This window comes from Azotobacter bryophylli, assembly GCF_042643485.1.
GTDB classification, from domain to species: Bacteria; Pseudomonadota; Gammaproteobacteria; order Pseudomonadales; family Pseudomonadaceae; genus Azotobacter; species Azotobacter bryophylli.
Genome location: NZ_JBHRSJ010000022.1, coordinates 94,459 through 117,563, shown reverse-complemented (window position 1 = coordinate 117,563; position 23,105 = coordinate 94,459). Strand labels below are relative to the sequence as shown.

The window sequence follows — 23,105 nt, the reverse complement described above, 5'->3', positions numbered from 1 at the left end:
CCTCGTCCGGCCGGCCCGCGCCGGACGCGGCGACATGCCGGGACGGGAGCGGGTCATCAGGGCGAGCGACTATGCCGCGGCGAACGGGGTGAAAACAGCGGCAGATGGAGCGCAAAACAGCGGATCAGATCGGCCCGGCGGCAGGACGCGCGCCCTAGGCCTGGCGGCGGCGAGCGCCCCGCGGCGCCTGCCCGCGCGTTGCCAGCCAGCAGAGGATCGACCCGGCGCAGACCATGGATGCACCCTGCCAGAACGACAGCGACAGCGGGGTACGCAACAGCATGGCGGCCAGCGCCGCGGAACAGACCGGCGTGAAATACGAGGCGCCGGCCAGGAGCGTGACATTCCCGTGCAAGATGCCGACATTCCAGGCCGCATAGCCGAAGCCCATCGCGGCGGCGGCCAGGGCAAGGTCGACCAGCGCCGGGAAGCTCAAGTCCAGGGTATCCCCGCCCGCGGCCAGGTATCGGGCCCACAGCGCCAAGGCCGTCAGCATGAAGAACAGCGTGACGCCATTCTTGCCGCCGGCGATTCGCGTGGTCACGGTGCAATAGGCCGCCCAGATCATCGCGCCGGCGAAGGCCAGCCCGTAACTGTGGGGATTGTCCTGGATATTGGCGATCATCCCGGAGAGGTCCGGCCCCTGCTCTCCGCCGAGAATCCAGCAGACCCCGAGCATGGCCAAGGCGAAACCGGGGACGATCAGCAGGTTGGCGCTCTGCTTGTTGAACACCGTCGCGGACAGGATGGTGAAGGCGGGCCACAGATAGTTGACCATGCCGACCTCGATGGCTTGCCGGCTGCTGTGGGCATGACCGATTGCCAGGACAAGGCATGACTCATACGAGACGAACAGGAGGCTGCCCCAGAAGAGATAGCGCCGAGGAATCTCGCGGACTCTCGGCAAGCCGACCGTGAGCAGGAGCAGGACCGATGCCACGGTATAGATCATGGCGGCTCCGCCGGTCGCCCCGAGACTTTCGCTGACGCCGCGAACCAGCCCGACGATCGAGCTCCACAACAAAACGGCAATCAGCCCGATGAGCGTCGCCTTTCCATTACTGCCTTGCATGCTGCCCTGCTTGAATCCTGCATTCGATTAGGTAAGGGGGCCATCACGCCCCCGGTCGATGGCTTCCGACGACGAACGCAGGCCACGCCCATCGTCGCCGGACCTGTCCGCGCCGCCGCGATACGCCGCCGCTCAGTAGGCGCTGGCGAAGTCGACCTCCCCACGCAGCGGCGCACGGCCTGCGCCACGGAGTCCGCGTCGATCAGTTCGAGGTCGCTGCGCAGAGCGTGCAGCGCGGCGCGCAATTCTGGGTTGCGGGCATCGGCGAGAAGGATGGGGCCCATCGCGGGGGCTCCTGAAGTCGGCGGGGTCAGGCCACGACTATACCTAGCCACGGCGCCGCCCCGAAACACGCCGCCCGCCATCTGATCCGCTTTTTTCGCATAGATCTGAGTCTGTTTCCCGCTCAGCCCGGCGTCGATCATGCCCGCATCTTTTGTAGGCCCGATGGAGCCATCCCATGAGCGAACGCATTCCCGCGCAGATCGTCGAGACGGTCGAACCGCGGCCGACGCGCCGGACACCCGCAGCGGCGGGCGGCGTCATTCACACCCGCAGCTTCACCGGCCGCTACCGCAGCCTGCGCCTGTACGGCGCCGGCCTGCTGTTCCTGCTGTTCTTCGGTACCGCCTGGCTGAACTGGAACGGCCGCCAGGCGGTGCTCTGGGATCTGGGCGGGCGCCAGTTCTACATCTTCGGCGCCACCTTCTGGCCGCAGGATTTCATCCTGCTCTCGGCGCTGCTGATCATCTGCGCCTTCGGCCTGTTCGCCATCACCGTGGCGGCCGGACGGGTCTGGTGCGGCTACGCCTGCCCGCAGAGCGTGTGGACCTGGGCGTTCATGTGGGCCGAGAAGGTCGCCGAGGGCGACCGCAATCAGCGCCTGAAGCTCGACGCGGCGCCCTGGTCGGCCGCCAAGCTGGCCCGCCGCGGCGCCAAGCACGGCCTCTGGCTGGCCATGAGCCTGGCCACGGCGATCGCCTTCGTCGGCTACTTCACGCCGGTCCGCGCCCTGGTGCACGACCTGTTCACCCTGCAGCTGGATTCCACCACCGCCTTCTGGCTGTTCTTCTTTGGCGCCGCCACCTACGCCAACGCCGGCTGGCTGCGCGAGAAGGTGTGCCGCGACATGTGCCCCTACTCGCGCTTCCAGAGCGTGATGTTCGACCCCGACACCCTGATCGTCTCTTACGATGCCGCCCGCGGCGAACGGCGCGGCCCGCGCCGGAAGGATACGGAACCGAAGGCCGGGGGCCTCGGCGACTGCATCGACTGCACCCTGTGCGTGCAGGTCTGCCCCACCGGCATCGACATCCGCGACGGCCTGCAGCTGCTGTGCATCGGCTGCGGCGCCTGCGTCGACGCCTGCGACGGGGTGATGGACAAGATGGGCTACGCCCGCGGCCTGGTACGCTATGGCTCGGAGCGCGAGCTGGCCGGCGGCCGGACCCGCTGGCTGCGCCCGCGCCTGGTCGGCTACGCGAGCGCGCTACTGCTGATGATCGGCGCCTTCGTCTGGGCCCTGGCGGCGCGTCCGCTGGTGTCGCTGGACGTCACCCGCGACCGCGGCCTGTACCGCGAGAACGGCGCCGGACAGATCGAGAACATCTACCGCCTGAAGGTGATCAACAAGACCCAGCAGCCGCACCGCTACGCCATCTCGCTGGCCGAGCCCGGCCCCTTCGTGCTGCAGGGCGCAAGCGAACTGCGCCTGGCCCCGGGCGAGGTGCTCGACGTGCCGGTGAGCGTGGCGCTGAGCGAGGGACGCGCGCAGCAGAGCGCCACGCCGCTGGACTTCGCGGTGGCCGATCTGGACGATCCCGAGGTGACGGTCAGCGCCCGCAGCACCTTCGTCGCGCCGCTCGAGCGCTGAGCCGATGGCCGCGGGGCCCGCCCCACGCGCCCGCACAGTTACAGTTGCCGCACTTTCGGAGCCAGGCCCATGAACCGCAGCAACCCGCCACACGCCCCGGCCGCGGAAACGGCGGCGGTGAACCCGGACAAGATGAAGCTCTACGAGAAGTTCGCCGACGAGATCGCCGAGCTGATCCGCACCGGAGTGCTCGCCCCCGGGCAGAAGGTCCCCTCGGTGCGCCACGCCAGCAGCACCTACGGGGTCAGCCCGTCCACCGTGTTCCAGGCCTACTACCTGCTGGAGAGTCGCGGGCTGATCCTGGCGCGGGCCCGTTCGGGCTACTTCGTCCGCGAGCAGGCCCGGCGCCCGCTGCCCGAGCCCGGCATCAGCGCGCAGCAGGCGCAGACCAGCGAGGTGGACGTCAGCGAGCTGGTGTTCTCCGTGCTCGGCTCGCTCAAGGACCCGGGCACCGTGCCCTTCGGCTCGGCCTTCCCCAGCCCCGACCTGTTCCCCCTAGCGCGCCTGGCCCGCTCCATGGCCCGCGCCGTGCGCGAGCTGTCGCCCGGGGCGGTGATCGCCGACATGACCGAGGGCAACGCCGACCTGCGCCGGCAGATCGCCCTGCGCTACATGGTCGGCGGGGTGATGCTGCCGCTCGACGAGCTGATCGTCACCAACGGCGCCATGGAGGCGCTCAACCTCTGCCTGCAGTGCGTGACCCGGCCGGGCGACCTGGTGGCCATCGAGGCGCCGGCCTTCTACGCCACCCTGCAGGTGCTGGAGCGGCTGGAGCTGAAGGCGGTGGAGATCCCCGTGCACCCGCGCGAGGGCATCGACCTCGCCAGCCTCGCCGAGAGCCTGCAGCGCCTGCCGATCAAGGCCTGCTGGTTCATGAGCAGCCTGCAGAACCCGCTCGGGGCGAGCATGCGCGAGGAGAAGAAACGCGCCCTCTACGAGCTGCTGCAGCGCCACCAGGTGCCGCTGATCGAGGACGACGTCTACGCCGAACTGTACTTCGGCACGCAGCCGCCCTGGCCGGTGAAGAGCTTCGACCGCGAAGGGCTGGTGATGCACTGCGGCTCCTTCTCCAAGTGCCTGGCGCCGGGCTACCGAGTCGGCTGGGTGGCCGGCGGGCGCTACGCCGAGCAGATCCGCCGGCTCAAGCTGATGACCACCATCTCGCCCTCGGTGCCGGCGCAGGCGGCGCTGGCCGACTACCTGCAGCACGGCGGCTACGACCGCCACCTGCGCAGGCTGCGCCATGCCCTGGAGAGCCAGCAGGCGTCGATGCTGGCCTCGGCGGCGCGGCACTTCCCGGCCGAGACCCGGGTCACCCGGCCGAGCGGCGGCTACTTCCTCTGGTTCGAGTTCCCCGAACAGGTGGACTCGCTCAAGCTGTTCCGCCTCGCCCTGGCCCAGGGCATCAGCCTGGCGCCGGGGCCGATCTTCTCCGCCACCCGGCGCTTCGGCAACTGCGCGCGGCTGAACCACGGCCATCCCTGGGACGCGGCGAGCGAGCGGGCGATGGAAGTGCTCGGACGCATCATCGGCTCGTTCTGATACGGTCGGAACGCGCCGATCTGAGTCTGTTTCGTTCCCGGCACGCTTTCTACAGTAGGCCCACCGCAACGCCCTGCGCCGCTCCGGGCCGCGGGGCTCTTCCGTAGAAAGGTGTCGACATGAGCACAACGATTTCCGATCCGCCGTACAACTACCGGGTCGTCCGCCAGTTCGCCGTGATGACCGTGGTCTGGGGCGTCATCGGCATGGCCATGGGGGTGTTCATCGCCTCGCAGCTGGTCTGGCCCGCCCTCAATCTGGAGCTGCCCTGGACCGGCTTCGGCCGCCTGCGCCCGCTGCATACCAGCCTGGTGATCTTCGGCTTCGCCGGCAGCGCGCAGTTCGCCGCCAGCTATTACGCAGTACAGCGCACCTGCCAGGCGCGGCTGTTTTCCGATGCCCTGGCCGGCTTCACCTTCTGGGGCTGGCAGGCCGTGGTGGCGATCATGCTGGTCACTCTGCCGCTGGGCCTCACCACCACCAAGGAATACGCCGAGATCGAGTTCAGCGGCGCGGTGCTCATGGGCATCGTCTGGATCGCCTACGCCGTGGTGTTCTTCGGCACGGTGATGCGCCGCCGGAGCCGGCACATCTACGTCGGCAACTGGTTCTTCGGCGCCTTCATCCTGGTGATCGCCATGCTGCACATCGTCAACCACCTGGCGATCCCGGTGGACTGGTTCAAGTCCTACCCGGTGTACAGCGGCGCGACCGACGCCATGGTGCAGTGGTGGTACGGCCACAACGCTGTGGGCTTCTTCCTGACCACCGGCTTCCTCGGCATGATGTACTACTTCGTGCCCAAGCAGGTGGACCGCCCGGTCTATTCCTACCGCCTGTCCATCGTCCACTTCTGGGCGCTGATCACCCTCTACATCTGGGCCGGCCCGCACCACCTGCACTACACCGCCCTGCCCGACTGGGCGCAGACCCTCGGCATGGTGATGTCGATCATCCTCCTGGCGCCGAGCTGGGGCGGCATGATCAACGGCATGATGACCCTCTCCGGCGCCTGGCATAAGCTGCGCGACGACCCGATCCTGCGCTTCCTGGTGGTGTCGCTGGCCTTCTACGGCATGTCCACCTTCGAAGGCCCGATGATGGCGATCAAGACCGTCAACGCCCTCTCCCACTACACCGACTGGACCATCGGCCATGTGCACGCCGGGGCGCTGGGCTGGGTGGCGATGATCACCTTCGGCTCCCTGTACCACCTGATTCCCAAGGTCTACGGCCGCGAGCGGATGCACAGCATCGGCCTGATCCACGCCCACTTCTGGCTGGCCACCATCGGCACCGTGCTGTACATCGCCTCCATGTGGGTCAACGGCATCACCCAGGGCCTGATGTGGCGCGCGACCAACGAGGACGGCACCCTGACCTACTCCTTCGTCGAGGCCCTGGAAGCCAGCCACCCCGGCTACATCGTCCGCGCGGTCGGCGGTGCCTTCTTCCTCGTCGGCATGCTGCTGATGGCCTACAACACCTGGCGCACCGTGCGCCATCCCGCCACAGCCCCGGCCGGGCTCCGGACGTCCGCCGCGTGATAGTCTGGGCCCGGCCCTACGCCGGGCCTTTCTCGGAGAATCGACATGCCGCAAGAACTCTGGCTGCTGGGCTGCGCGACCCTGTTCATCGCCGCGGTGCAGTTCTGTCTCTCGGGCAAGAGCCAGCGCAGCCTGGACGAGGCCAGCATGCTGCCCTTCGCCGACGACCCGGAGGTCGCCCGGCGCATGGAGGCGGAGACCGGCAGGAGCCGCACCGGCTGCGCCTGCCCGGGAACCTGCCCCGGCCGCTGCGAGGACTGGCGCGACTTCACCGCCTGAGGCGGACCCCGAATGCCGCTTCGGCTGTTGCTCCGGCGACAGTCGAACGACAGACTGCCCGCGGCCGCACAGCGAGCACCCCGTCCCGGCGCGCGCCTCCCGCAGCGACGCGGGCTTTGCCCTCGGGCACGGCCTGTGCAACGCTCCTTCTCCTCTAACGCCATCCGCCTTCGGGCCCCCTGTCAGGAGAAGACATGAGCGCCAATCCCCGCGTCCCGACCTACCCCATCGCCGAGCAGTTCATCGAGCGCTGGTCGCCCCGTGCCTTCACCGGCGAGAGCATCGCCGAGAGCACCCTGCTCGGCTTCATCGAGGCCGCGCGCTGGGCGCCCTCGGCCTACAACTCGCAGCCCTGGCGCTTCCTCTACGCCCTGCGCGACGGCGCCGACTGGCCGCGCTATCTGGAGCTGCTCAACGAATTCAACCGCGGCTGGGCGCAGCACGCCTCGGCGCTGCTGGTGATCGCCTCGAAGACCACCTTCGCCGCACCGGGCAAGACCGAGGAGCAGCCGGCGCCGACGCACGGCTTCGACACCGGCGCGGCCTGGGGCTTCTTCGCCCTGCAGGCCCACCTCGCCGGCTGGCGCACCCACGCCATGGCCGGCTTCGACCACGAACGCACCCGCGAGACCCTGAAGATCCCGGCCGACCACGCCATCCATGCGATGGTCGCGGTCGGCCGGCTCGGCGACAAGGCCAGCCTGCCCGAGTCGCTGCAGGCCCGGGAAACCCCGAGCCCGCGTCAGGAACTGCAGGCCATCGCCCTGGCGGGCGACTTCCGCGCGTAACCGCCCCCGGAAACGCCGAGGCCGAAGACGCTCGCCGTCTTCGGCCTCTTTTTTGCGCAGGTGTCGGAGTTTTCAGTCGAGCCCGAACAGCCGGGCGGCGTTGCCGTAGAGCAGCTTGTCCAGCACGCTTTCCCTGAAGCCGAGGGCGAGGAAGTCGTCGATGGACTGGCGGATCGGCCGGAACGGGTAGGACGAGCCGAACAGCAGCTGCTCGCCGAGGAAGCCGTTGGCCGCCTGGACGAACGCCGCGCTGCCCGGCAGGAACAGGTACATGTCCGGCACGGCGAGGATGTTCTCGTAGCGGAAGGCCACGCCGAGCAGCTGGTCCACGTTCGGCCAGTAGCCGTGGTAGCAGACGATCCGCAGGTTCGGGAAGGCGCGGGCGATCTTCGCCAGCCGGCCGGGATCGTTGAACGCCGGGTCCGGGGTGGTCGGCCCGCTCATCAAAAACAGCGGGATGCCGCGCGCCGCCAAGTGCTCGTAGACCGGCCAGTACAGCGGATCGTCCGGGTGTCGGGCGGGCTCGCCGAAGCCCGGCTCCAGGTCGATGCCGGCCAGGCCCAGGCGGTCGACGGCGCGCTCGATCTCGGCGATGGCGCCCTCGACGCCCTGTAGCGCCGGCTCAATGCCGGCGATGCCGAGCAGTTCGTCGTGGCCGTTGACGATCTCGTGGATGAAATCGTTGGGCAGGTGCTGGCCAGGGGTATGCCGGCCGACCACCACGGCCTTGCTCAACCCGGCGTCGCGCACCTCGGCGAGGAAGCCCTCCGGGGTGAGCGAGCGCTCGAAGTGGGCGTCGTCGCCGCGGGTGCCGACCCGCCGGTTCAGCCAGCGCGCCGCCGCGTGGGCGGCGTTGCCCGGCGTGGCGCCGAAGAAGTCGTGCAGGTACGCCGGCCGGCAGCGCATGTCGATGACCTTCATGCGGCGGCCCCGCCGGTCTTCTTCTGCTGGTCGGCTCGGCCGTCGAAGGGGCTGCCGGTGATGACCTGATCGCTCAGGGTCACCGGCTTCTTGCCCGGCAGCAGCGGGAACACCAGCTCGGCGAAGCGGTAGGCTTCCTCCAGGTGCGGGTAGCCGGAGAGGACGAAGCGGTCGACGCCCAGGTCGACGTATTCCTTCAGGCGCGCCGCCACGGTCTGCGGGTCGCCGACCAGCGCGGTGCCGGCGCCGCCGCGCACCAGGCCGACCCCGGCCCAGAGGTTGGGGCTGATCTCCAGCTTGTCGCGGTTGCCGCCGTGCAGCTCGGCCATGCGCCGCTGGCCCACGGAATCCATCTTCGCGTAGTTGGCCTGGGTCTTGGCGATGGTCTCGTCGTCCAGGTGGCTGATCAGCCGCTCGGCGGCGGCCCAGGCCTCCTCGTTGGTCTCGCGCACGATCACGTGCAGGCGCACGCCGAAGCGCACGGTGCGGCCGTACTTCTTCGCCCGTTCGCGGACGTCGGCGATCTTCTCGGCCACCGCCGCCGGCGGCTCGCCCCAGGTCAGGTAGGCGTCCACGTGCTTGGCCGCCAATTCGTGGGCGGCCGGCGAGGAGCCGCCGAAGAACAGCGGCGGATGGGGCTTCTGCACCGGCGGGAAGAAGCTCTGCGCGCCTTCCACCTTGACGTGCTTGCCGGCGAAATCCACGGTCTCGCCGCGCAGGATGCCGCGCCAGACGGTGAGGTACTCGTCGGCCGCCTCGTAGCGTTCGTCGTGGGCCAGGTAGACGCCGTCGGCGGCCAGCTCGACCGGATCGCCGCCGGGCACCACGTTCAGCAGCAGGCGGCCGTTGCTGGCCTGGTCCAGAGTCGCCGCCTGGCGCGCCGAGGCGGTGGGGCCGCCGAGGGAGGTGCGCAGCGCCACCAGCAGCTTGATGCGCTGGGTCACCGGCACCAAGCTGGCGGCGGTCACCCAGGGGTCCAGACAGCTGCTGCCGGTGGGGATCAGCAGGCCGTCGTAACCGAGGTTCTCGGCGGCCACGGCGATCTGCCGCATGTACTCGTTGGTCGCCGGGCGGCCGGAGGAGGACTTGCCGAGATAGCGGGTATCGCCGGAAGTGGGAAGGAACCAGAAAATGTCCAGGCTCATGGATACATGCCTCGAATGAATGTCGGGATGGCCTCGGCAAGCGCCGCTCAGGGCCGGGTCATCGCATGGCGCACAGCGGGCGTTGCTGGCGGATGCGGGAACGCTCTGCGGCGCTCTGATGGAACGACAGGAGCAAGGCATATGCCAGGGTGCCGGAGCGCGGCCTTTCTGCCGGCAAAAGTGGCCAACGTCAGGCAACATGCGGACTTGTCGGCGACTCGGACGAAGCCGCGACCGCCCCGGATCGGCACCGATCCCGCCGACCGCCTCGCGCCGCTGTCCGCCCGCCAACAGTTGCGGCGCAAACTGTTGCCCTTCCAACACCCGCGCCGCCGCGCCTGCCGAGGAGCGGCCCGGCGCGCCGGAATCCGCCGCTGCCGGCTGTTGCGCCGGCGACAGTGGCGCAGCTGTCCGTCCGGCAACAGTCCTTCAACAGATCGGTGCGCGGGGCAACAGCGAGGCAGGCACCGCACGGCGCGAATCCCCCGGTTCGCCGGCCGCAACCCCCTGGCACAGCTCTTGCCAGTTGCAGCCACAGTCCCCCGCGAAAGGAACAGCCCATGAGCACCGCCCTGAAACTCGTCGCCGTCACCGGCAGCACCTTCCGTCCCTCGCGCACCCTGGTGCTGACCGAGGCCATCGTCGCCGAGCTCGGCCGCCACCTGCCGCTCGACAGCCGCATCGTCGAGCTGGGCGACATCGCCCGGCCGCTGGGCGGCGCCCTGTCGCGCAAGGAGCTGCCGGAAACCGTCGAGCACGAGCTGCGCGCCATCGAGTCGGCCGACCTGCTGGTGGTCGCCGCGCCGGTCTACCGCGGCTCCTACCCCGGCCAGTTCAAGCACCTGTTCGACCTGATCGGCCAGGACGCGCTGATCGACACCCCGGTGCTGCTCGCCGCCACCGGCGGCAGCGAGCGCCATGCGCTGGTGATCGATCACCAGCTGCGCCCGCTGTTCAGCTTCTTCCAGTCCTTCACCCTGCCGCTGGGGGTCTACGCCTCCGAGGCCGACTTCAGCGACTACCGGATCACCAGCGAGCCGCTGAAGGCGCGCATCCGTCTGGCCGTCGAGCGCGCCGTGCCGCTGCTCGGAGGCAGCGCCGGACAGCCGCGCAAGATCGCCTGAGAACGCCCCTTAACCGCCACCCCGAGGAGCAGCGAGTGACTGCAATCCCTTCATCCAGGGCGCTGCCGCCCCTGCAGACCGCCCGCGTGCTGGCGGCCGAGTTCGCCGAAACCGCCGCCGAGCGCGACCTGCGCGGCGGCACCCCGAAGGCCGAGCGCGACGCCCTGCGCCGGAGCGGCCTGCTCGCCCTGAGCATCCCCCGGCAGTACGGCGGCCTCGGCGCCAGCTGGAGCGAAACCCTGGAGATCGTCCGCGAGTTCGCCCGGGTCGACAGCTCCATCGCCCACGTCTTCGGCTTCCAGCACCTGATGCTGGCCACCGTGCGCCTGTTCGCCCGGCCGGACCAGTGGCAGCCGTGGTTCGAGCAGACCGCCCACAAGAACTGGTTCTGGGGCAACGCCCTCAACCCGCTGGACACCCGCACCCTCTCCCGCAAGTTCGACGGCTGGCGCGAGTTCTCCGGGCGCAAGAGCTTCTGCTCCGGCTCGGCCGACTCGGAAATGCTGATCGCCTCGGCCCTCGACGAGACCGCCGGGGGCAAGCTGCTGATCGCCGCCATCCCCAGCAAGCGCACCGGCATCACCCTGCACGGCGACTGGGACAACATGGGCCAGCGCCAGACCGACAGCGGCAGCGTCACCTTCGAGCGGGTGCGCGTGGAGGAGAACGAGCTGCTGCTGGAACCGGGCCCGCTGAGCACGCCCTTCGCCTGCCTGCGCCCGCTGATCGCCCAGCTGACCTTCGTCAACCTGTTCCTCGGCATCGCCGAAGGCGCCTTCGACGAGGCCCGCCAGTACACGCTCAAGGAAAGCCGCCCCTGGTTCCGCTCCCGCGCCGGCCACGTCGGCGAAGACCCCTACGTGCTGCGTCACTACGGCGAATTCTGGGTCGGCCTGGAAAGCGTGCGCCTGCTCGCCGAGCGGGCCAACGCCCAGCTCGACGAGGCCTGGCGCAAGGAACACAACCTCAGCCCGCGGGAGCGCGGCCAGCTGGCCCTGTCCATCGCCAGCGCCAAGGTCGCCGCCAGCCGCATCGGCCTGGACCTGACCAGCCGCCTGTTCGAGGTCACCGGCGCCCGCGCCACCCACGCGGCGCTGCGCTTCGACCGCTACTGGCGCAACCTGCGCACCCAGACCCTGCACGACCCGCTGGACTACAAGCTCCAGGAACTCGGCGACTGGGCGCTGAACGAGGCGCTGCCCACCCCCACCTTCTATTCGTGACCGCCCCCGCAGGAGCGGATCCATCCGCGATGGAGAACGCTCGATCGCAGATCCGCGCCTAGGCGGACGCCCAAAAGCCGGAACGCTCGGGCGGCCCGGCTTTCGGTTCCCCTCAGGCCGCGGCGCGCCGGGCTTCCAGCTCGCGCACCAGCGGCAGCACCTTCTCGCCGAAGTAGGCGACCTCCTCCTGGAAGTGCAGGAAGCCGCTGAGGATCAGGTCCACGCCCAGCGCCTTGAGCGCGACGATGCGTTCGGCGATCTGCTGCGGGGTGCCGATCAGGTTGGTCTTGAAGCCGTCGTTGTACTGCACCAGATCCTCGAAGCTGGATTTGGCCCAGTTGCCCTCGCCTTCCGGGCTGGCCGCGCCGGCGTTCTTCACCTCGTGGCCGAAGGCCCGGACCGCTTCCGGGTCGGCCTTGGCGATGATCTCGTCCAGCACCGCCCGCGCCTCCGCCTCGGTGTCGCGGGCGATGATGAAGGCGTTGACGCCGATCTTCACCGAGTGGCCGTTGGCCGCCGCCTTGGCGCGGATGTCGTCGACCTGGGCCTCGATGCCCTCCGGGGTGTTGCCGTTGGTGAAGTACCAGTCGGACACCCGGGCCGCCATGTCGCGGGCGGCCCGCGAGCTGCCGCCCTGGAAGATTTCCGGGTGCGGCTGCTGCAGCGGCCGCGGCTTCAGGCTGTAGTCGTGGAAGCGGTAGAAGTCGCCCCGGTAGCTGAAGGCGTCCTGGGTCCAGATGCCCTTGAGCACCTCGATGAACTCCTCGGAGCGGCGATAGCGCTCGTCGTGCTCCAGCCAGGGCTCGCCGATGGCGTGGAACTCGCCGCGGAACCAGCCGGAGACGATGTTCACCGCGATCCGCCCGCCGGTCAGGTGGTCGATGGTGGCGATCTGCTTGGCCAGCACCGCCGGATGCCAGGGCCCCGGCAGGATGGCGGCGATCACCCTGAGCTTCTCGGTGGCCGCCAGCAGCGCATGGCTGATCGCCACCGACTCGTGCTGATATTCGGCGCCGTAGCCGGCGGTGAAGCGGATCTGCGACAGGGCGTAGTCGAAGCCGGCCTGCTCGGCGATTCTCGCCAGCTGGCGGTTGTAGTCGATGTCCCAGCCGGTGCGCTGTTCGATCCGGCTGACGACCAGGCCGCCGCTGACGTTGGGCACCCAGTAGGCGAATTTGATCGGGGTCTGACTCATCGGTGGTTCTCCATGTCGTGGACTGAGGCGGAAGGAATCGCCGGGCGCTCTCGCAGCACCCATCGAACGTCCCGGAGCACCATCCATGCCACGCCTAAAACCCCGCTGAATCAATGGGTTGGCTTTCCATCGCCGACGCCGCCGCTGTCCCTGCCCGGGCAGACTGCTGAATGGCTGTCGGAGCAACAACAGCGGGCGCGGCGTGAGCCTTGGCCGCCGAGGGCGCGCGCCGCCGGCCCTTCTGTTGCCCCAGGAGCAGCCAGGCAACAAGTTGCCCGCCGGCGAACAGGGCCGAAGCCCGCCGCCGCGGCGCAACCCACACGGATCCTGGCCTGCGCGGCTTGGCACGGGCTGTGCGATCCCCCTGGCGATGCGCGGTCGCCGACCGCCGCCTTGTCCGTCCGCAGGAGCCTGCCCATGACCGCCCAGCAACATCCGCTGCCCCTCTCCACCGGTACCGACTACGAACGACTGGCCGCGCGCTTCCGGCCGATCTTCGCCCGCATCGCCGAGGGCGCCGTCGAGCGCGAGCGCACCCGCAGCCTGCCCTTCGAGCCGATCGAATGGCTCAAGCAAGCCGGCTTCGGCGCCGTGCGCGTGCCGGTCGCCCACGGCGGCGCCGGCGCCTCGCTGCCGCAGCTGGTGCAACTGCTGATCGAACTGGCCGAGGCCGACTCCAACGTGCCGCAGGCGCTGCGCGGCCACTTCGCCTTCGTCGAGGACCGCCTCAACGCCCAGGCCGAGGCGCCGCAGGACAAGTGGCTCAAGCGCTTCGTCGCCGGCGAGCTGGTCGGCAACGCCTGGACCGAGATCGGCGACGTGCGGATCGGCGAGGTCGGCACCCGCGTGTCCTTCCGCGACGGCCAGTGGCTGCTCAACGGCACCAAGTACTACACCACCGGCAGCATCTTCGCCGACTGGATCGACGTGTTCGCCCGCCGCGACGACACCGGCGCCGACGTGATCGCCGCGGTCAGCGCCCACCTGCAGGGCGTGCAGCGGCGCGACGACTGGGACGGCTTCGGCCAGCGCACCACCGGCAGCGGCACCTCGGTGTTCGTCGACGCGCCGGTCGAGGAAGAGAACCTCATCGACTTCGCCAGCCGCTTCCGCTACCAGACCGCGCTCTACCAACTGGTCCTGCTCGCCGTGCTGGCCGGCAGCGGCCGCGCCGCGCTGCGCGACTTCGCCGCCGAGGTGCGCCGGCGCACGCGCATCTTCAGCACCGGCAACGCCCCGCGGGTCAGCCAGGACCCGCAGATCCAGCAGGTGATCGGCAAGGCCGCGGCGCAGGTCTACGCCGCCGAGGCCGCCGCGCTGCGCGCCGCCGGCGCGGCCCAGCGCGCCTACGAGAGCCACTTCGGCCAGGACCGCAGCGCCGAGCACGAGGCCAACGTCGCCGCCGAACTGGAGTCGGCCAAGGCCCAGGCGGCGATCGCCGAGCTGGTCCTGCGCGCCACCAGCGACCTGTTCAACGCCCTCGGCGCCTCGGCCACCAGCGTCGAGAAGCAGCTCGACCGCCACTGGCGCAACGCCCGTACCGCCGCCTCGCACAACCCGCTGATCTACAAGGAACGCATCGTCGGCGACTGGGAAATCAACGGCACCGAGCCGCCCTACGTCTGGCAGATCGGCAGCGGCCCGGCGAACGCCGGCTGAGCCCGGCGCTCGCACTCCATCCCCCCGCACGATTCCGAGGACATTCCCATGAGCGAACCGCAAACCGCCGTCCATACCGGCGACCCGTACCTGCAGGCGCTGCCGCAGCAATCGGCCCACCGCATCCGCAGCGACGCCGAAGCCGTCGAGATCGCCCGCGCCCTGGCCGCCGACTTCGCCCGCGAGGCCGCCCAGCGCGACCGCGAGCGCCGCCTGCCGATCGCCGAACTGAACGCCTTCTCGCAGAGCGGCCTGTGGGGCATCACCGTGCCCAGGGCCTACGGCGGCGCCGGGGTCAGCTTCCGCACCCTCGGCGAGGTGCTGAAGACCATCGCCGCCGCCGATCCGTCGCTGGCCCAGCTGCCGCAGAACCATCTGGCGGTGGTCGATCACCTCCGCCTGGACGGCACGGAGGAGCAGAAGCGTTTCTTCTTCGGCCTGGTGCTCGACGGCGTGCGCTTCGGCAACGCCTTCTCCGAACGCGGCAGCCGCACCGTGTCCGAGTTCCAGACGCGCATCGAGGCGGACGGCGACGGCTTCCGGGTCAACGGTCAGAAGTTCTATTCCAGCGGCGCCCTGCTCGCCCACTGGGTGCCGACCGTGGCGGTGGACGCCGAAAAGCGCCCGCACCTGGCCTTCATCCCGCGGACCAGCGAGGGCCTGCGGGTGATCAACGACTGGTCCAGCTTCGGCCAGCGCACCACCGCCAGCGGCACCGTGCTGCTGGAAAACGTCAGGGTTCCCGCCGAGCACATGCTGCCGGTGTGGCGCGCCTTCGAGAACCCCACCGCCGCCGGACCGATCTCGCAGTTCCTGCAGGCCGCCATCGACGCCGGCATCGCCCGCGGCACCATTGCCGAGACCATCGCCCAGGTCCGCAGCCATGCGCGGCCCTGGCTCGACTCGGGCCAGGAGCACGCCTGGCAGGACCCGTACAGCATCCAACAGGTCGGCAACCTGCAGATTCGCCTGCGCGCCGCCGAGGCCGTGCTCGACCTCGCCGCGGATAAGATCGCCGTCGCCGTCGACGCGCCCGGCGCCGACAGCGTCGCCGAGGCCTCCATCGCCGTGGCCGAGGCCAAGGTGCTGACCACCGAGATCGCCATCCTGGCCGCCAACACGCTGTTCGAGCTGGTCGGCACCCGTTCCACCCTGGAGGAGTACAACCTCGACCGCCACTGGCGCAACGCCCGCACCCACACCCTGCACGACCCGGTGCGCTGGAAGTTCCACGCCGTCGGCAACTACTTCCTGAACGGCATCAAGCCGCCGCGACATCCCTGGATCTGAACCGCCGCGCGCCCCGCGCTGGGCGTCCGACCCGGCCGGGGCGTTTGCCCGCCCCTCGTCCGTTCCCGTAGATTGTCCCGAACCGCCGTCGTCCCGGTCGCCGCCGGAACCCCTCCCGCGCCGCCGTCCGGTTTTCCCCAACCCGCTGACAGGCTTCCACCGTGCCCACTGCCACCCCCTCCGCCCCGAGCGCCTCCGTCTACCGCCACCCGGGCTTCCTGCCCTTCCTCGCCAGCCGCCTGATGGCTGTGTTCGCCATGCAGATCCAGGCGGTGGTGGTGGCCTGGCAGGTCTACGACATGACCCGCGATCCGCTGTCGCTGGCCTACGTCGGCCTGGCCCAGTTCATTCCCATGCTGCTGTTGTTGATGCCCGCCGGCGACCTGATCGACCGCTACGACCGCAAGCGCATCCTGCGCGCCAGCTGGACGCTGCAGGCGCTGTGCAGCGCGGCTCTGCTCTGGCTGTCGCTGAGCGGCGGCGCGGTCCACGGCATCTACGCGGTGCTGGTGTTCTACGGCTGCGCCCGCGCCTTCACCGGCCCCACCCTGCAGAGCCTGCTGCCGCAGATCGTGCCGCGCGAGCGCCTGGCCCAGGCCATCGCCGCCAACAGCATGATCATGCGCGGCGCCACCATCTCCGGCCCGCTGCTCGGCGGCGGCCTCTACGCCCTGGGCGGCGGCAGCCTGACCTTCGCCCTGTGCCTGGTCTGCTTCGTCGGCGGCGTGCTGCTGCTGACCTTCGTGCCGGTGCGCTACGCGGAGCAGATGCAGAAGCCGGAAGGCTCGGCCTGGGGACGCTTCACCGCCGGCATCCGCTTCGTGCGCTCACGGCCGATCATCCTCGGCACCATTTCCCTGGACCTGTTCGCCGTGCTGCTCGGCGGCGTGGTCGCCCTGCTGCCGATCTACGCCCACGAAGTGCTGAAGGTCGGCCCGGCAGGCCTCGGCGCCCTGCGCAGCGCCATGGCCATCGGCGAGGTCTCGGTGGGCTTCTACCTGAGCCTCAGGCCGTTCGACCGCCGCGTCGGCCTGACCATGTTCGCCGCGGTGGCCGTGTTCGGCCTGGCCAACCTGGTGTTCGCCCTGTCCGACCTGTTCTGGCTGTCCTTCGCCGCCCTGCTGGTGGCCGGCGGCGCCGACATGGTGAGCATGTACATCCGCTCCTCGCTGGTCCAGTTCTCCACCCCGGACGCCATGCGCGGCCGGGTCAACGCGGTGAACATGCTGTTCATCGGCTCCTCCAACGAGCTGGGCGAGTTCCGCGCCGGCAGCAGCGCGGCCTGGCTCGGCGCGGTGCCGGCGGCGGTGCTCGGCAGCCTCTGCACCCTGGGGGTGGTCGGCGGCTGGATGTGGGGCTTCAAGACCCTGCGCCGGGTCGACCGCTTCGAGGACGCCTCGCCGGCGCCCGGAGCCGCCGCGGCGCAGGCGCGGGAAAGTGTCGCGGCATGACGTCGCTGGCGGGGCAACATGCCGCCACCGCCGTGGTCTACTCTCTGCAATAGAACGTCGCGTTCGGATAGGAGCCATGGAGGGCCCGGGTTCGACCGAGCGACGCGCGGCTCACGCCGATTCGCCATCATCGACTAAAGGACTAGCCCATGACCCATGCCCTGCTCGCTCAGCGCCCCGTGGAAGTCGTGAGGACTTCGAGCGGCCATATCCTGAAAGCCTTCCGCGGCGACCACATCACCCGGCAGATCAAGTCTTCCGGCATCTACGAGAAGAACGCCCTGCAACTGCTCGGCAGCATCCTGGAGCGGATTCCGGATGCGGTGGTGCTCGACGTCGGCGCCAACATCGGCAACCACAGCCTGTACTTCTCGCTCAAGGCGGCCCGGGTTTTCGCCTTCGAGCCGGTCGGCGAGATCTTCGAGCTGCTGGAGAACAACGTCCGCAGCAACGGCGTCGGCAACGTGCGCTGCTTCAACCTCGGCCTTTCCGACCGCGAGGCGAAGGCCGAGATCTACGTGGACGACACCGGCAACATCGGCACCTCCAGTCTGGAGAAACCGAGCGCCAGGGCCCATGCCGAGACGGTCAAGCTGGTCCGCGGCGACGACTGGCTGAAGGCCAATCCGGGCATCGAGCGGATCGACTTCATCAAGATCGACGTGGAGAGCCACGAGCCCAAGGTGCTGGACGGTCTGCGCGGCATCCTCGCCGCCTTCCGCCCGATCCTGATGATGGAGTACAAGTCGGCCGACATCCTGCGCGCCTTCGCCGAACGCGGCGGCCTGCCGACCATCTTCCCGGACTACCGGGTCTTCGTCATCGAGAGCAACTACGCGCGCAAGGCCTACCCCAAGGGCCCCTTGGGCAAGCTGCAACGCTCGCTGGTGCGCACCTTCCGCGAGGAAGCGGCCAGGCTCTACCGCTTCGACCCGGCGCGCACCTACCAGAACATCCTGCTGGTGCCCCGGGAGAAGCTCTCCGTCCTGCCGCCGCAGGCGCTGACCCGGGCGGCCCGGCGCGGCTAGAGCGAGGCGGCCAGCTTCACCCCGAAACCGATCAGGCACAGCCCGGCGAGCCGCTCCAGACCGCGCGAGATCGCCGGGTTGGCGCGCAGGCGCGAGGCCAGGCAGTGGGTGAGCGTCACCGCCAGAACGCCGTAGAGGAAGGTCAGCACCGCGATGGTCAGGGCCATGAAGGCGAAGGTGGTCAGCCCGCGGTGGTGCAGCGGGTCGACGAACAGCGGGAAGAAGGCCATGTAGAACATGATCGCCTTGGGATTGAGCAGGGTGATCGTCATGGTCTGGCGCAGGTAGTGGTGCGGCTGGATCTGCAGCGGCGGCGCGCTGCCCGGCTTGGCCAGCAGCATCCGCCCGCCCAGCCAAGCCAGGTAGGCCGCCCCCAGCCACTGCAGGGTATGCAGCGCGGCGGGATAGGCGGCGAGCAGCGCCGCGACCCCGGCCACCGCCAGCCACAGCAGCACCTGATCGCCGAGGATCACCCCCAGGGTGGCGGCCAGGCCGCCCCTGATCCCGCCCTTGCTGGTCGAGGTGAGCAGGGCGAAGTTCCCCGGGCCGGGAATCGCCAGAAGCACGATGAACGAGATAACGAACGCGCCGTAGTCGGTAACGCCAAGCATGACAGCCCCCATCGGTGAGCCGGCCATTCTACCCGGCGACGGGCCGGATCGGCGGCCGTACCCTCGCCCCGCCACCCGCCTGCGACAATTCGTGCGAAGCGATCCTGCGCCGGGTCGAGGGACGAGCGGTTATCCTCTGGCCCGGATCTTGTAGACGGAGGGCCGGCCCGTTACGACTCGGCGCCACGCGCGCCCGACCGGGCCCCCGAACCGAACTCGCCCGCCCCGCCGGGCGACCCGCATGGAGACACCATGGATCGCATCGCAATCATCGGCAGCGGATTCTGCGGCACCGCCCTGGCCATCCAACTGCTGCGCCAGGCACGCAAACCCCTGAGCCTCACCCTGATCAACCGCTCCGGCCAGTTCGCCCGCGGCCTGGCCTACGGCACCCGCTCGGCCAGCCACATACTCAACGTGCCGGCCGAACGCATGAGCCTGTTCCCCGACCGCGACGGCGACTTCCTCGATTTCGCCCGCCAGCGCCTGCCCACGGCGAGCGGCGGCGACTTCCTGCCGCGCAGCCTCTACGGCGACTACCTGCAGGAACGGCTGCGGCAGGCCATCGCCGGCAAGGCCGCGCAAGTCGGTTTCGCCAGCCTGCAGCGGCAGGTGCTCGACATCCGGGAAGACGCCGCTGGCCAACAGCTGCGGCTGGACGATGGAGAGCGGCTGGGAGCCGACCGCACCGTGATCGCCACCGGCAACTTCGCCCCGACCACCCCGGCCGGCCTGGGCGCTCTGGACGCCGACCCGCGCTACATCCGCGATCCCTGGCGGGAAGGCGCTCTGGAGGCCATCCCCGCCACGGCCCGCGTGCTGCTGCTCGGCACCGGCCTGACCATGTACGACATGGCCCTGGCTCTGCAGGACCGCGGCCACCAGGGCCCGCTGCTAGCGCTCTCGCGGCGCGCGCTGCTGCCCCACGCCCACCGGCACAACAGCCGCCATCCGGACCTGCCGCCGCTACCGGAAACGCTGCTCCGGCCCCGGCACCTGGGCGAGCTGCTAGCGGCGATCCGCGCCTTCGTCCGCGACGCCGCCGGCCAGGGGCACGACTGGCGCGACGCCATGGCCGCCCTGCGCCCGATCACCCCGGCGCTCTGGCACAACCTCGACGACGACGAACGCCGGCGCTTCCTGCAGCACCTGCAGCCCTACTGGGACGTCCACCGCCACCGCGCCGCCCCGCCGGTGGCCGAACGCATCCAGGGCCTGATCCGCAGCGGCCAGCTGCAGATCCAGGCCGGCCGGGCGGTGGGCGCTCGCCGCGAAGACGCCGGCCTCACCGTCGGCATCCGCCCGCGCGGCGGGAGCGATGTCCAACACAGCACCTTCGACTACCTGATCAACTGCACCGGCCCCTGCTCCGACCTGCGCCGCGTCGGCGAACCGCTGCTCGCCACCCTCCTCGACCGCGGCCAGATCCAGCAGGACGCCAACCGCCTCGGCCTGCTCACCGACGACTTCCGCCTGCTCGACGACCAGGGCCGGGCGCACTCCAGACTGTTCCTGCTCAGCCCCATGCTGCGGGCGAGCCACTGGGAAAGCACGGCGGTGCCGGAACTGCGCCAGCATGCGGAGAGGCTGGCGAAGGTGTTGTTGGAGGATTGAAAGAAATGGCAGGGAAAGCTTCTTGCGGGGGGGAGAGAACAAATCCGATGGTTTTAGGCTCCCGCGTGGGAGCCCAGCCTCTGGGCTCTACATGTCCGCAACAGGAACAACGGGAAGTGCGTACCCACGCAGGAGCGTGGGTACGATCAGAAAAAACAGAAGAACCTCCATAGTAATACCATGTTGAATTTTAACTAGCGGAGTCGCCAACATAGCTTGCAACGCCCCGCTAAATAACTTGCTAAATGCCGCCCACATCATCGGTCAAGTGATTTTTCTTTTTAAGTATGCACTGCATAGGCATAATTTTGTGCTGATTATCACTATATGACGAAAAGAACCCCTCAAACACCTTTCCGTTATTTTTCAACATTAAAGATAGCGCACCACGATCTATATGATCTCTACTGCAAGTCTCATAAGAACCTGCAAGTATTAAATTCTTAAAAGCTCCTGATATCGTGTACGTATGAACCTTACTAGCACCACCAACCTCAATAATACGCCCACTAATTCTATGACCAACCCGAATAATTTCAACCCTAATTATAATTGGAACCGAGCCTATCGCTATTTTTATATGTTTTTCCGTTTCGTGAGTCGTATCAGTTTGTTGTTCCGTGTCACGATGAAAAATTAATTCGGCGCTCACCTCCTTTCTTTCACCACGGTCGTTGACGGCCAGAGCTGGAACCGGCTCTCCTCGCTCAGCTGCCCTCTCCTTTCTAAGGCGCTCTTGAAATCTTCTCCAGGCAGTTCTCTTGGCGACACGATCCAAATCCTCCAAACCAAGATATGGTATCAATATTCCGGACCACTCTCCTTCTATGCAGACATCTTGATAAAGAAGATTCTCAAACCATGGCTCTACATTTTTCCGCCATAATATTGTAAAAACAAAAAGCAATAGCGCAGTAATCAGACCACTAATAATACCACTAGCTAACGAATCAAATATCCCGGCATAGCCATTTCCAACCCCATCCAAATACCACCATAAAAACACACCCGAAACGACCAATATAAAGTAAGGAAAGATCTTCCACAGCATGGATACAAATATTCTTGGATACCGCATGAAAGCCTCTTTGAAATTTAACTACTGTTACGCGTCCCACTATCACATCGCAATACACCACTTGGTGTATAACTCACGAACTGACATAAGCCAGCTTCACCTGCGGAAGACACGCTCTGGAATATCCCAGCACAGACATGCCGAAGCTATCAAAATGCCACCCCAATATCGAGGCTCTCTGCCCGCTCCCTGCCGAACGCCCATTCAGCATCCATGGGACGAGCCGGCGATAGACACGAGTTGAGACTGACAGGCTGTCGAAAAACCGCCGGCGTTCGTCAAGAACGATCTGGGACGCGACGTCCTCCACATTGGCCGCCCTGCCCACCGGATGAGATGCATGTCCCCCGGAGTGCGCCCCGTATCGGCGACAGCCGGGCGCACTCCCGGCGGCCCCCCCTCAGAAATACGCATTCCTCGGCAATTCCCGCCCGTTCACCACGTAGTCGCCGATGGCCCGGGCCTTGTAGACGGTGGGGTTGTGGGAGGCCAGGGTGCGGATGTTGCGCCAGTGGCGGTCGAGGTTGGCGGATTGGCGGGCGGCGGAGGCGCCGCCGACGTCGAAGAGCTGGGTGGCGGCCTGCAGGGCCAGTTGATCGATGCTGACCTTGGCCTGGGCCGCGCTCAGGGAAGCGGCGTGGCCGAGGGCGACGCCGACCCGGCCCTGGCGGACGGCCGCGGCGAAGGCGCGGTCCTGGGCGTCGGCGGCGGCCAGGACGATGGCTTCGGCAGCGAAGGCGCTGCTGGAGAGGGAGCCGACCACCTGCAGCAGTTGCGGGTCTTCCGGGGCGCGTTCGGTGGCGGCGTGGCTGAAGGTGCGCACGCGGCTGTGCAGCAGCGCCGCGGCATCGCCGACCACGTTGCGCAGGATGCCGGCGACGATGGCGTGCAGGTAGAGCTGGGCCAGGGCGTTGAACTGGGTCTCGGTGCTGCGCTGGGTCACCTCGTCGCGCTCGACGCGGACGTTGTCGAAGTGGGTGGTGCCGCTGCCGGTGTGCTTCTGGCCGATGCCGTCCCAGTCGTCCTCGATGCTCACCCCTTCCCGGTCGGTCGGGATCACCGCGCCGATGCAGCTGCCCTCCGGACCGGAGGCGGTCACGTAGACCCAGTCGGCGTACAGGGTGCCGGTGCTGAAGTACTTGGTGCCGTCGAGCCGGTAGCCGTCGCCCTCCGGGGTCAGGCGGGTGTCGAACTGGTAGTTGCCGACCGCCTTCGCCGACAGCTCGGTGTAGGCGTTGCCGAACAGTTCGCCCGCCGCGGCGCGGGCGAGCCGGGCGTCGCGCACCGGGCCGGCCGGGGCGCGGAGGAACTCGTCGACCAGCAGGTAGTGGGCGCGCAGGATGTGGGCCACGTCCGGGTCGGCCTCGGCCAGGCGGATGACCACCTGGAACAGCTGGCGCAGGCTGGCCCCGGCGCCGCCGCTTTCGTGCGGCAGGCGCAGGGCGCCGAGCCGGGCCTTGCGGATCAGCCCCAGGGCCTTCCACGGGTGGCCTTCCCGGCCGGGCCGACGCCGCGCTTCGGCGTCCAGGGCGATCTCCGCCAGCAGCCGCTCCAGTTCCGGGGAGTCGGGCGCCACCGGCCCGTCGAACTCCCACGGGATTTCCACCGCGTCCGCATCTTCCATCGCTGTAATACGTGCCTGTTCGTTCATCTTCCGTTCTCCTG

General features: G+C 68.6%; 19 protein-coding genes. 12 read left to right on the top strand and 7 right to left on the bottom strand.

The genetic code is table 11. The features are described from left to right. Nucleotides 1–154 precede the first annotated feature (154 nt). Nucleotides 155–1,072 (bottom strand): aromatic amino acid DMT transporter YddG, encoded by a 918-nt coding sequence (yddG, locus tag ACFOJE_RS11980; protein ID WP_377814585.1) that lies wholly within the window; start codon nt 1,070–1,072, stop codon nt 155–157. Nucleotides 1,073–1,532: 460 nt separating this feature from the next. Here yddG and ccoG point away from each other — a divergent pair, with 460 nt between their 5' ends. From ccoG to ACFOJE_RS11955, 5 genes are all read left to right on the top strand, one after another. Next, a complete protein-coding gene (gene ccoG / locus ACFOJE_RS11975) occupies nt 1,533–2,945 on the top strand; it encodes a cytochrome c oxidase accessory protein CcoG (RefSeq protein WP_377814584.1) in 1,413 nt (470 codons plus the stop codon). A 132-nt stretch (nt 2,946–3,077) separates the two neighbouring features. Next, nucleotides 3,078–4,487 carry a GntR family transcriptional regulator MpaR gene (gene mapR / locus ACFOJE_RS11970; protein WP_377814697.1) on the top strand — a complete coding sequence of 470 codons (1,410 nt, stop codon included), beginning with the start codon at nt 3,078–3,080 and terminating at the stop codon, nt 4,485–4,487. A 119-nt stretch (nt 4,488–4,606) separates the two neighbouring features. Then, entirely contained in the window at nt 4,607–6,034 is a 1,428-nt protein-coding gene (ccoN, locus tag ACFOJE_RS11965; protein ID WP_377814583.1) for a cytochrome-c oxidase, cbb3-type subunit I, read from the top strand. Between the two features lie 45 nt (nt 6,035–6,079). Beyond that, nucleotides 6,080–6,313 carry a cbb3-type cytochrome oxidase subunit 3 gene (locus tag ACFOJE_RS11960; protein WP_377814582.1) on the top strand — a complete coding sequence of 78 codons (234 nt, stop codon included), beginning with the start codon at nt 6,080–6,082 and terminating at the stop codon, nt 6,311–6,313. Between the two features lie 194 nt (nt 6,314–6,507). Then, entirely contained in the window at nt 6,508–7,101 is a 594-nt protein-coding gene (locus ACFOJE_RS11955) for a nitroreductase family protein (protein ID WP_377814581.1), read from the top strand. Between the two features lie 72 nt (nt 7,102–7,173). On the opposite strand, the gene ACFOJE_RS11950 is transcribed toward ACFOJE_RS11955, so the two are convergent. Continuing rightward, complete coding sequence (locus ACFOJE_RS11950) at nt 7,174–8,022, bottom strand: amidohydrolase family protein (RefSeq protein ID WP_377814580.1); 849 nt, start codon at nt 8,020–8,022, stop codon at nt 7,174–7,176. Next, entirely contained in the window at nt 8,019–9,167 is a 1,149-nt protein-coding gene (gene ssuD / locus ACFOJE_RS11945; protein WP_377814579.1) for an FMNH2-dependent alkanesulfonate monooxygenase, read from the bottom strand. Before ssuD ends, ACFOJE_RS11950 begins: the two co-directional genes overlap by 4 nt. Nucleotides 9,168–9,727: 560 nt before the next feature. On the opposite strand from ssuD, the gene msuE reads away from it, so the two are divergent. Together msuE and ACFOJE_RS11935 are read left to right on the top strand one after the other, a co-directional pair. Then, a complete protein-coding gene (gene msuE, locus ACFOJE_RS11940) occupies nt 9,728–10,291 on the top strand; it encodes an FMN reductase (protein ID WP_377814578.1) in 564 nt (187 codons plus the stop codon). Nucleotides 10,292–10,326: 35 nt separating this feature from the next. After that, nucleotides 10,327–11,514, top strand: coding sequence for an acyl-CoA dehydrogenase family protein (locus ACFOJE_RS11935; protein WP_377814577.1), 1,188 nt, complete (start codon nt 10,327–10,329; stop codon nt 11,512–11,514). Between the two features lie 112 nt (nt 11,515–11,626). On the opposite strand, the gene sfnG is transcribed toward ACFOJE_RS11935, so the two are convergent. Next, nucleotides 11,627–12,709, bottom strand: coding sequence for a dimethylsulfone monooxygenase SfnG (gene sfnG / locus ACFOJE_RS11930; RefSeq protein WP_377814576.1), 1,083 nt, complete (start codon nt 12,707–12,709; stop codon nt 11,627–11,629). 417 nt (nt 12,710–13,126) lie between these two features. Between sfnG and ACFOJE_RS11925 the strand changes: the two genes are divergently transcribed. The 4 genes from ACFOJE_RS11925 to ACFOJE_RS11910 all read left to right on the top strand — a co-directional run bounded on the left by ACFOJE_RS11925 (nt 13,127) and on the right by ACFOJE_RS11910 (nt 18,137). Continuing rightward, on the top strand, nt 13,127–14,368 hold the full coding sequence (locus ACFOJE_RS11925) for an acyl-CoA dehydrogenase family protein (RefSeq protein ID WP_377814575.1): 1,242 nt from the start codon (nt 13,127–13,129) through the stop codon (nt 14,366–14,368). Between the two features lie 48 nt (nt 14,369–14,416). Then, entirely contained in the window at nt 14,417–15,658 is a 1,242-nt protein-coding gene (locus ACFOJE_RS11920) for an SfnB family sulfur acquisition oxidoreductase (protein ID WP_377814574.1), read from the top strand. Between the two features lie 161 nt (nt 15,659–15,819). Further along, a complete protein-coding gene (locus tag ACFOJE_RS11915) occupies nt 15,820–17,109 on the top strand; it encodes an MFS transporter (RefSeq protein ID WP_377814573.1) in 1,290 nt (429 codons plus the stop codon). Between the two features lie 149 nt (nt 17,110–17,258). After that, nucleotides 17,259–18,137, top strand: a complete 879-nt coding sequence (locus tag ACFOJE_RS11910) for an FkbM family methyltransferase (protein ID WP_377814572.1) — start codon at nt 17,259–17,261, stop codon at nt 18,135–18,137. Here the strand turns inward: ACFOJE_RS11910 and ACFOJE_RS11905 are convergent. Then, nucleotides 18,134–18,748, bottom strand: coding sequence for a LysE family transporter (locus tag ACFOJE_RS11905; RefSeq protein WP_377814571.1), 615 nt, complete (start codon nt 18,746–18,748; stop codon nt 18,134–18,136). The two genes, ACFOJE_RS11910 and ACFOJE_RS11905, sit on opposite strands and share 4 nt — an antisense overlap. Before the next feature lie 252 nt (nt 18,749–19,000). Here ACFOJE_RS11905 and ACFOJE_RS11900 point away from each other — a divergent pair, with 252 nt between their 5' ends. Next, nucleotides 19,001–20,362, top strand: a complete 1,362-nt coding sequence (locus tag ACFOJE_RS11900) for an FAD/NAD(P)-binding protein (RefSeq protein WP_377814570.1) — start codon at nt 19,001–19,003, stop codon at nt 20,360–20,362. Nucleotides 20,363–20,603: 241 nt separating this feature from the next. Here ACFOJE_RS11900 and ACFOJE_RS11895 read toward each other — a convergent pair whose 3' ends face one another. Next, entirely contained in the window at nt 20,604–21,413 is an 810-nt protein-coding gene (locus tag ACFOJE_RS11895; RefSeq protein ID WP_377814569.1) for a hypothetical protein, read from the bottom strand. Between the two features lie 427 nt (nt 21,414–21,840). Then, nucleotides 21,841–23,091, bottom strand: a complete 1,251-nt coding sequence (locus tag ACFOJE_RS11890) for an acyl-CoA dehydrogenase family protein (RefSeq protein ID WP_377814568.1) — start codon at nt 23,089–23,091, stop codon at nt 21,841–21,843. Between the last annotated feature and the right edge of the window lie 14 nt (nt 23,092–23,105).